7 protein-coding genes and 1 tRNA gene are annotated in these 9,959 nt (G+C 41.8%); 2 read left to right on the top strand and 6 right to left on the bottom strand.

Going from position 1 to position 9,959, the window contains the following annotated elements; all coding sequences use genetic code 11:
• Positions 1-41: 41 nt before the first annotated feature.
• Positions 42-386 (bottom strand): transposase, encoded by a 345-nt coding sequence (locus tag HCZ91_RS09795; protein ID WP_179799208.1) that lies wholly within the window; start codon positions 384-386, stop codon positions 42-44.
• 3 nt (positions 387-389) lie between these two features.
• Entirely contained in the window at positions 390-1,295 is a 906-nt protein-coding gene (locus tag HCZ91_RS09790) for a hypothetical protein (protein ID WP_179799207.1), read from the bottom strand.
• A 316-nt stretch (positions 1,296-1,611) separates the two neighbouring features.
• Here HCZ91_RS09790 and HCZ91_RS09785 point away from each other — a divergent pair, with 316 nt between their 5' ends.
• Positions 1,612-1,836 carry a hypothetical protein gene (locus tag HCZ91_RS09785; protein ID WP_179799206.1) on the top strand — a complete coding sequence of 75 codons (225 nt, stop codon included), beginning with the start codon at positions 1,612-1,614 and terminating at the stop codon, positions 1,834-1,836.
• Between the two features lie 131 nt (positions 1,837-1,967).
• Here the strand turns inward: HCZ91_RS09785 and HCZ91_RS09780 are convergent, their stop codons facing one another.
• From HCZ91_RS09780 to HCZ91_RS09765, 4 genes are all read right to left on the bottom strand, one after another.
• A complete protein-coding gene (locus tag HCZ91_RS09780) occupies positions 1,968-3,170 on the bottom strand; it encodes an integrase arm-type DNA-binding domain-containing protein (RefSeq protein WP_179799205.1) in 1,203 nt (400 codons plus the stop codon).
• Between the two features lie 166 nt (positions 3,171-3,336).
• Positions 3,337-3,412, bottom strand: a tRNA-Arg gene (locus tag HCZ91_RS09775).
• A 73-nt stretch (positions 3,413-3,485) separates the two neighbouring features.
• Positions 3,486-4,292, bottom strand: a complete 807-nt coding sequence (locus HCZ91_RS09770) for a hypothetical protein (protein WP_179799204.1) — start codon at positions 4,290-4,292, stop codon at positions 3,486-3,488.
• 66 nt (positions 4,293-4,358) lie between these two features.
• Positions 4,359-4,886: a hypothetical protein gene (locus HCZ91_RS09765; RefSeq protein WP_179799203.1), complete on the bottom strand. Its 528-nt coding sequence runs from the start codon at positions 4,884-4,886 to the stop codon at positions 4,359-4,361.
• Positions 4,887-5,379: 493 nt separating this feature from the next.
• Here HCZ91_RS09765 and HCZ91_RS09760 point away from each other — a divergent pair, with 493 nt between their 5' ends.
• Entirely contained in the window at positions 5,380-9,888 is a 4,509-nt protein-coding gene (locus HCZ91_RS09760) for an exodeoxyribonuclease V subunit gamma (protein WP_179799201.1), read from the top strand.
• The last annotated feature ends 71 nt before the right edge of the window (positions 9,889-9,959 follow it).

Genomic DNA, 9,959 nt, shown 5'->3' with positions numbered 1-9,959 from the left:
AAGTGTGTGGGGCACACTTGCCCGAAGCGCAAGACGGAAGGCTATGCCTGTAGTGACGATATGATCTTGTCATCAAGGCCACTAATACGGGTTTGATGCTTGCACACGAGTGTAGGTTCAAAGTCACCATGACGGTCTCTTGGGGTGGATATCTCAAGATCGCCTGTGTCGCTACGGACTGTCTTTTTAGTGTGTCCGTTGCGCTTATTGGGCTTGTCTGCCTTCTCATGTTTAGGGTAGCCGAGATGGTCTTCCATCTCAGCTTCCAAGGCAGTATCGATAAAGGATTGCATGAGCTGCTTTTGGAAGTCTTTGATGTTATCAAAGCTTTTCATGCTACCAGCCATTTGCTCGGCCAGTTTTTTGATGTCAGTTTGGTTAGTCATTGCTTATTCTCCTGTTAATGGATTATAAGCAGTTACACAGAATATGGGATGGGCTCGATTTCCTATACTCTCAGGTAAAAAATCGACAGAGAAAATAGAAAGGTTCTCTAAGGCTAATAAAACCGCACTATCATGAGGAATAGCACCTTCATCTATTTCAAACCTATCTGCCCATTCCCATATTTCTTGCATCCAACTTTCATTAACCGACGCTTGATTAGAGGCTCTTAATGTTTCTGCAGTTTTGGTAATATCATAAGAATAGCTGTCATCTTCTGTTGAAATAGTATTATATAGTTCTGCTATTTCAGGGTATTTTTGTGCTGATTCCGACTTAATTTTTTCAGTAGCACTTTGTTGATGTATTGACCAGCCTTGTCCTGTTAAAAGCATATTACCGATAGGTATGTCGTTAGCTAGCTGATTAGCAACTCTGAGAATTAAGTGGTGAACGTTTATATCACTGCCCAAGTAGTAATTTCGGACTGCGAGGCCTCCATCAGTATATAGCTTACCATTATGATCGATATTAGTATCTCGTACATAATCGTAAAGCTTAAAATCTACTCCTAATCTATTTATTAAAAAATAGACTGTTTGTGTGTTGTTGCTTTTTATTAAAGCAAATTTCCATGATGAAGTTCTAGGTACAAAACATTCAAAACCCAATAGTTTTAAGTTTTCTACTAAACTTTCAAGCGTAATTGATCCAGTGTTCTTTCTTTGATATTCAAGATATTCTTCATCTTCGCGAACTGTACATGAATGTACTTTATTTTGTTCTATGTCATAAGGTCTCCATATGTCTTTCTGTACTTCTTTCCAGACCATGCCACCCTTACCACAGAATTTGCATTTGAAAATTGATGGACCCACACTTGGCACGGAGTCTTTATTTTTATTTAACATACAGTCCCTTATATCTAAAATGTAAACTCGACATTCCTACATGTAGTAGTTGAGCATCTGTTTTCAATCTTAGATTAACACACCAAGTGCAACGCTAAGTAATGGAATAGAACACCTGGTTTGGCATTCTAAACCCCAAATGCTTTCTTGGTCTGTTATTTAATCTGTCTTCAATGTTTTGTACCTCATCATCAGATACTTGTTTAAAGTCACAGACTTTAGGCAAATACTCTCTAACCAGGCCATTAGGATTTTCGTTTGTTCCTCGTTGCCATAAGGCATAAGCATCGGCAAAGTAGAATCCACTATAGAGTCTTTGTTTAAAGGCGCTACTACATATGCAGAAGAAGCTAGCAAAGCACTTGAAAACTCAGCAGATGAGATGCTTAAAGCTACAACTATAAGCAGAGCAAGAGCAGCTGAGAAATATAAGAAGAATAAGGCTCAAATGGTTATATATGACGGTTATGAGTCTGAAGAAGCTATGGATAAAGCACACGAGGAATTACTGGAAAGCATTACTAAAAGACATAGGCGATAATCGATATAAAAGAATACGAAGGTTTTACAATGAAAAGTCTCTTTTGCTCTGGTTGTATTTAAATAAGGTGAGTTATAAATCCCAAATAAACTAAGCCTTGCTATGTAAAGTTGCAAGGCTTGATTCATCTCTTATGCTTTCAGTTTATCTAAATAGTCTGCCCAGTCTTGCAGCATTTCCCGGCGCTCATCTAAAAATTGAGCACGGTTATAAGCCCGGCCATGCAGATCTGGTACTCTATGACCTAATTGCATCTCAATGTATTTTTCTTGGTATTTTAACCGTTCAACAATCATTGTCCTGGCGCTGGCGCGGAACCCGTGGATAGTATGGGTGTCACCATCAATTCCTAGTCTTTTGAGTGCCTGGCTCAATGTATTTTCAGACATTGGTTGTACAGTTGTATGAATGGCTGGGAATACGAACTCACTTCTCTTATGCTTAATCAGCTCAGTGAGTATATCCATTGCCTGGTCTGGCAGGGGCACAATTAAAGATATGCCTGTTTTTCTTTTTGTCTTGCGAGGTGTAAATGTCCACGTTCTTTTATCAAAATCGAAGTCACTCCACATAGCATATCTCATTTCACCTGATCGCACAAATAACAATGGCATAAGCTTAAGAGCGCATTTCACCTCAAATGAGCCGTTGTAATCTTCTAATGACCGTAACATAGCACCAAACTCAATAGGGTCTGTAATAGCAGCGTAGTGTTTAGTAGGAGGCTGTTTTAGAGCGCCTTTTAGGTCTTGCGTCACATCCCGTTCACATTTTGCCGTCTGCACCCCATATCTAAACACCTGGCCCGCTAGCGACTTCATTTTCAGTGCCGTCTCTAAGTAACCTTTGCTCTCTACAGGCCTACAAGCGTCCAGTACGTCAATAGGCTTGATGCTACTGATAGGCATACCACCAATGGATTTGTTTAGATATTCAGCATAGCGTCTATTGTTCTTATGCGTGGCCTCTGATAGGTGTGTCTGCCTAGATATGTATTCTTCAGCAATCATGGCAAACGTATTATTCGACTCCAATAACTGCTGGCGCTCATTGTCTCTTTTTATAGTACGGGGATCATCACCGTTGGCCAGATGATATTTCACATCAGCCCTCATTTGTCTAGCAGCTGCCAATGTAATTTCTGGATATTGACCTAGCGTCATTGTTACCCGTTTTTTGGTGACAGGAGTGGTAAAGTCGATTCGCCATGCCTTGGTACCGGCCTTACTTATATGCAAGTAAAGCCCACCACCATCGGTTAAATTTTGAATTTTCCCGTTAGGTTTTGCCTGGCTCACTTGAGTGTTGGTCAAGGGTTTGACTATTTTTGCCATTTTTACAGTATCCTTTTTACAGTATAATCGCTCTTGCTGTATAGAATACTGTAATTAATACAGTATGCAATGGTTATTTATGGGTGAGAATGGGTACGTATGAGGCATTAAAAAACCCCGAAAGCCTTATATTTGAGGCGATACGGGGTTTTATGGGTATGTTATATGGCGCGCCCACCAAGACTCGAACTCGGATCGATCGCTTAGGAGGCAACTGCTCTATCCTGTTGAGCTATAGGCGCATTATGGAGTGACATTGTAGAAAAAAGCAGTCATAAAAGCAATCAACAAAAGACAAATAGAGACAATTTATCTTTACTCACCATTGCTAAGCGCGTCAGTGACATCTACAGCATGATCACCTGATGCATTTTTTGCCTGTGAGGTTGGTTTAAATAAGTCATTTACACTGTTCTTATAACCACTAATGTTCTCATAATCATATTTTTTTAGTATATCTTGACCTGTGCTCGATAGTAAAAAATTACGGAAGTTAATAGCAGTTGTATCGTCTGTCAGGATGACACCTTCAAGCGCCTGTTCATCTTTTAGCGCATAGTTAAAGGGGTTTAGAGTGTGTATCTTTTTATCTTTATCATGCGTACTATTATCACTATTTTTATCAGATGCATTACTTATATCACTGGCCTCAGTACTTTTTTGTCTTTGATCATTTCTATCTTGTGCCTGTTGTAACTCTGACTGTAGGAGCGATACCCGTTCTGTGGATAGGCTATCGTCATTGGTAATAATCATATCTGTATCAAAGACAAAGTCAGAGAGTTTGTCTTTGGTAGAACCACTACTTGGTACTGTAAGAAGGTCGTGAGAGGGGACATAGCTCGCTAACACTTGTACGTGCGGATAACGAGATTCAAAGCTCACAATGATATCGTCCAAAGGTATCTGTAACTTCTCCTCTGCTCGAATGTATAAAACACTGTCAGCAATCTCTCTTGATTCATCCCCTTTCGTAATAGGGTCTGCTTCACTTTCACTTGCCATGATTGGCAATGGGTCTGTGTTTTTTTGATTACTGGTCCACAACCAAATGAAGACCGCGATAAAGATTGTGAGCAGTAGCAAGATTAGCCCAGCCAGCAGTAGTTTGTAGTCTTTCATATATTACTGCTCTTTTATTATTAGTTGATTCATAGCAACGTTTATATACAGGGTGGTATCTAGTTTTCAAAGCTTTTGTTCTAGTACTTCATCGGTTAATTCAGCCAACATGTCTGCAAAGATATCCGTGTCTGCAGAAGGGGTAGATACTTGTTCTTCATTAACCTCACCACTTTCATCAGTATGGCCATTGGTTTGGCAATCTGTTAGAGGATCAGATTGGTCGTTTAATACCTTGGCAGCAGGTGTAGTAGTTTGATGCGCTGCTAACGGCGATTCACCGGTTAATAGTCTGTCTTTTAACCATCTAAACCCATGTGCCTCCCACCATGCTTCAAAACGTGGCAACGTGCTACCACGTACCGCTACAGGTAGATCTAGCGTTCTCAATTTCTGCGCAAGGATAGGGTCGCTGATAGCTTGATGGATGCTCAAATAAAGTGAGCTACTATCATCGGTATAGGGTCGTCTGTTTTTCCATGATCTCTCATCGATTTTCATACGTGGCAGTTGCCACAACTCACCGCGATAATACACGACGTATAAGCGTTGTTTTGGATGGACAAAAATAGCATCAATGGGACGCAATGGCATAATATTAAGTAATCCCGTCAACAGAAAGTGTTATTTAGATACAGGTTGTAAAGGCCAATTTAAAAACCGCAATGAGATTATTTCATTGTAAATATGAATAATAGTATAAAACGACACTAAATGTCGCAAGCTTATTATAATATCGGCATTTACACTAGTAAACGATAACCATCAATGGCACACTGATAGCAAATTTGGCAAGTCAACGTTATCAATGGATATGTAGAATTTGCTACTATGATTGTTTTTGTTTCTGGCCCTCATGCTAGCAGAAATGCATCATAGTAACGACCATCAAACATGGATTGATGAGTATCGATTTTTGTTTTGTCTAGACGTTTTATGGCGTTTTTGACATTGGATACAGACATCTCATCTTATCTTTATTATGCGTAGTACTATTATCACTATTTTTATCAGCTGCATCATTTATAAGTGAAGCCTTTTTTATTAATCCTAATATCTAACCCTTATTTCAATCAGATTATTGTCTATGTTCACTATTATTCAGTCGCACCGTACCGAAAACCTCGTTGATCAATTGCTTGTACAGTACCAGTCCAAGGATCAGCCTGTTTTTGAGCCTTTTATTGTCATTGTACCGTCAATGGTATTGGGTGATTGGTTGGATAAAACTATTGCTAGCCGTGCTGGTATTAGTACCTTGGTGCGTACTAAATTTTGGGGCCAGTATCAATGGACGCTGATGCAAGATGTATTGACCCGCCATAGTGCATACTTACTGGCGCAAAACCCTGAAGCGACAACTCTAAACGTGCCGGAAGTGGCGGTGTTGTCACCGACAGTAATGCAGTGGCGATTGTTTGGGTATTTGACTTATTATCAAGAGACAATCGTTGCAGATGAAAAGCATCCAGTTCATCCATTGTTAGCGTCTTTGATTGATGACCCACAGGCAATTGCTCAACAAGACAGCTTACAACAGGATAAGGCGCAACAAGATGCCCGTATTTGGCAGCTGGCAAGCGATTTGGCTAGGGTGTTTAACCGCTATTTGACTCATCGTGAGGATTGGTTGGCATTATGGTCGCAAAACAAGCCGTTGAACGTAAGTGAGTTGATAGCAGATAAAGACGCCTTATCCCTGCGCTTTGATAAGTATGCGCGCGGCACGCCTGAGTGGTTGGTCGACCATTATGTAGAGTTAGAAATCGCCCAACGATTCTTGTGGTCGCATTTGTTTGCTGATGTTCATCTACACCGTGTGGCACTGGAGCGTGCGTTCTGGTCAGCCTTAAAAAATAACAAGGCGAATGAGCGTGATCAGTTGCCCAAAGTACTGCGTATATTTACCATTCAGCAACTGCCACAGACCGAGTTAGACTTTCTACAGAGTCTGTCGCAATACATGAATATCACGCTATTGCATTACAATCCATCAAAGCTGTTTTGGGCAGATATCGTTGATAAATCATGGTTACAACGCCAGCAGATTATCAACCCTGAGAGTGTGTTTTTGCGTGATTATGGTCACAGCTTGCTATCGCGTTTGGGCAAGCAGTCGCGCGATGCGTTTGCGATGCTTGCCAATTTATCAGGTAATGAGCAATACAACGATGCGCTAGTCGAATGGCAAGATAATTTTGATAATGGTGTAGATAATGTGCTCGGTCATTACGATTATGAAAGCATAGATGCTGCTGATGACGCTGTCAGTACTCAAGATGCCCAAGGTAACCTGAGCTTATTAAAACGTTTGCAAAATGATGTATTGATGCTTGATGAGCAATCTACCCAGCAGGCGACAGCCGCTACAGTCTCACAAGCGGTAAGTAAGCAACTAGAGTCAAGCTTTAATGAAGCTAAGCCAGCAACGGCTTGGTATGAAGATGAAGCGTTAGAGAATAAGCGTTTTGAGAAAGACCGTTTTTGGGCAATCTCTTCCCAAGATAATAGCTTAAGCATCCATTCGTGTCATAGTTTGCAGCGTCAGCTTGAAGTATTGCGTATTATGATTGGCCGTTGGCTAAATGAACCTATCAAACTAGGTGAGAAGAAACGCCATATCTCCGACATTGTTGTACTGCTACCTGATGTTGAACGTCATCATGCATTGATTGGGTCTATCTTCGTCAATGGTAAAGGTCAAGACGGTTTGACTTTGCCTGCTAAAGTGACTGGTGTTGTTGATGCCGACATTCGCCAGTTATGGGAAGCGATTATCGGTTTTTACAAGCTATTGGGTAGCCATAGTGCCCGTTTTGAAGCAGCTGAAGTCTTAGACTGGCTCATGTTACCGCCTTTATTTGAAAGCTTTGGACTGACTCATGAGCAAATGAGCCGTGGCTGTGATTTATTGGTAGAGGCGGGCTTTATTCGCGGCTTTGACGAGCTGCATCTTAAGCAAACGTTGGACAGCAATGATTACGACTATCGCTTTAGCTTTGCACAGGCATTAGACAGATTAACTTTAGGTCTGGTCATGCCAGAGGCTGAGTTGAGCGACTGCTTATATGCTCTAAATGACGATGAATGGCCAAGCACTGCGTTACCAGAAATGACCTTGCCGTTGCCACAAGTGAGCCTAAATGATGCGTTGATTGTTGAAGCGCTTTGCCGAATTTATACTGGTTTGGTTGCACGACGTGATGATCATACACAAAAAATGAAAGCGGAAGATTGGCTCGATCAGATTGAGACACAAGTTATCCATCGCTACTTTGGTGATGTGGATCAAACGCGTACCATGCGCGCCATCTACAACGCAATGAATGGCTTTAAATCAAGTCTGCGAGCCAATCGTCACTATAGGCAGTACGCTAGTGGTGATGTCGATAACAGAGAAGTGGAGCAGAAGCTAGCAGGTGTGGAGCAATTGCCACTCAAGCTGAGCTTTATGCTAGACAGTATCGAAAACGAGCTTGAAAGTCAGCAGGTTAGTGCGGAGCCGACGGGGGTTATTACTTTTGGACGATTCGGTGCACTCAGAAACGTGCCGTTTGAGCTAGTGGTGATGCTCAATATGGATCTCTCTGAGTTTCCTGGGCGTGACCGTGATAACCGCTATGATTTGATGAAAGCGACCAATGCACGCCGTGGTGACAGAGTTAGTGAAGATGATGACAACGGCGCATTTTTAGATGCGCTACTGTGTGCGCGCAGTGCTTGCTGGATGTTCTACAACGGCCAAAGCTTGACGGATACCCATGAGCATTTGCCAGCCAACCCAGTGAGCGAGCTATTGCAGTTTTTGCAAGGCGAGGTGCAATGGCAGGTGAACTCGCTTGAGACATTACCCGAGAATATTGATCCGACTACCGAGAGTCTCAAGCGCTATTTGCCTAAATTGATTAAGCAGTGGTTGGTGACTGAGCATCCTGCACTCCCTTTCCATGAGAGTCTGTTTGAGACAGAAATCGAAGGCACTGATGTTTTTGAGCAAGTGTCTCCTGATATTGATGACAATGCTAATGCCAACGTTAATGCCAATATTAATATCAGTACTCAGGATACCAGTCCTGTCGATATGATTGATGAGCTGGATGCTTTATTAAATACAGCCATGCGCAAAACCAAACTGGCTCAGAAAAAACAGTTTCCGCCTGCGCCGCTTTGGCAAGCGGTGTTTGATACATTGAAAGGGCGAGTATCTAGTGAGCCTATGCAACTGGTCGGCTTACCTACAAAAGTACAGTATGAGTCAATCGCTCAGGTGCTTGGTCAAGGCTTAGGTCAGCTAGGTCAAGTAGACAATCAAACCTTGTCTGCATTGGTTGAACTGTTGGCGCTAGATACGGTTGTTGATGCTAACGATGTCGGTAGCATGACGGAAGCGCTATCTGATAGCATATTTAACATCGGAGAGATAGATATTGAAGGAGAGTTGGCTTACCAAGTACGCCATCCTGCCAAAGCGTTCTTACGGGCTCAAAAGGTGCATGTGGTGCAAGGTGAAGAAGCGCTGTCGCAGCAAGAGCCGCTATTTCTAAACAGTTTAACTACCTATCAAATAAAAGACCATTTGATTAAACAGTTGGTTACTGATGAGAATAAGAAAAATGATAGTAATGCAGCGGCTGAAACCACCACTCCAATTCTGATGTATCAAAAAAATATGCCCGCTGGTGTTGCTCGCCAAACCACGCTACCCAAACAACAAAAGAAGCTACAACAGCAATGTTTAGAGTTTAAAGAGCAGTTAATGGCTAATGGCTTTGACGAAAGCAGTATTCTCAACGAGAGTACGGCAGATATCAGCAGTGTATTACAGCTACTGACCCCAACCGCCGAATATCCTGTTCAGATAGAGCTAAAAAATATACTGAATAACACTGATAATAATTCAAAAGACCAGACAGATATAGAGGGTATAGAAACACTGCTTAAGCTGTTGCCAAAAATCATTAAGATCAAAGGTTCAGTACCAATATTAGCACCCATATCAATTATTCAGGCGGGCGTGCCTTATGCTCAGCAATCACCCAAGCAGTGGTTAAATATATTGCCCAATTCTGCCAGCCCTAGGCATTTACTCAAGTTTTGGTTGTCACATTTGTATTGGCAAGTGGCCAGACGTACCACTGCCGAGCAAGTAGTATTAAATGATGGCGTGAGTATTTGGCGCTTTAATAAGCCCAGCTCACAAGTCAAAAAGTATGACAAGGTCATCACATTCAAACTGAGCCCGATTGTGTATGAAGATGCTGTGATTGAGCTGATAAAATGGGCTGTTTTTGGTAAGTTAACGGGTCAAGTGCCTATTACGTTATTACCAGAATATGCACTTAACTACCTTGATAAGTATCTAAAGCATGAAGAAGGTGACAGCAACCGCTACTGGCCAAAACGAGCCGACTTCTCAGACTGGTTAAGACCTAACTACAACTCAGACACGGTATACGATACTTGCTCGCAGCATGCTATTTGGCAGTACGTACTACGAGACCAAGATGCATTCAAAGCGCTATCGGCAGCGTTGACTACATTAGCCCAACCACTGTATGAGCCGATGTTTAATGCGTTAACTAACTTAGATAGTTAGCCAGTTATTTAGAACAGCCTCTAATTAGTTTTTGCTATTTTGTTTTGATAAATAATAATTAAAAGTATGCG

The sequence above is a fragment of the Psychrobacter sp. BI730 genome (assembly GCF_013414195.1).
Lineage (GTDB): Bacteria > Pseudomonadota > Gammaproteobacteria > Pseudomonadales > Moraxellaceae > Psychrobacter.
Note: the sequence above shows the minus strand (reverse complement) of the source record. Positions and strands in the feature narration are given on the sequence as shown.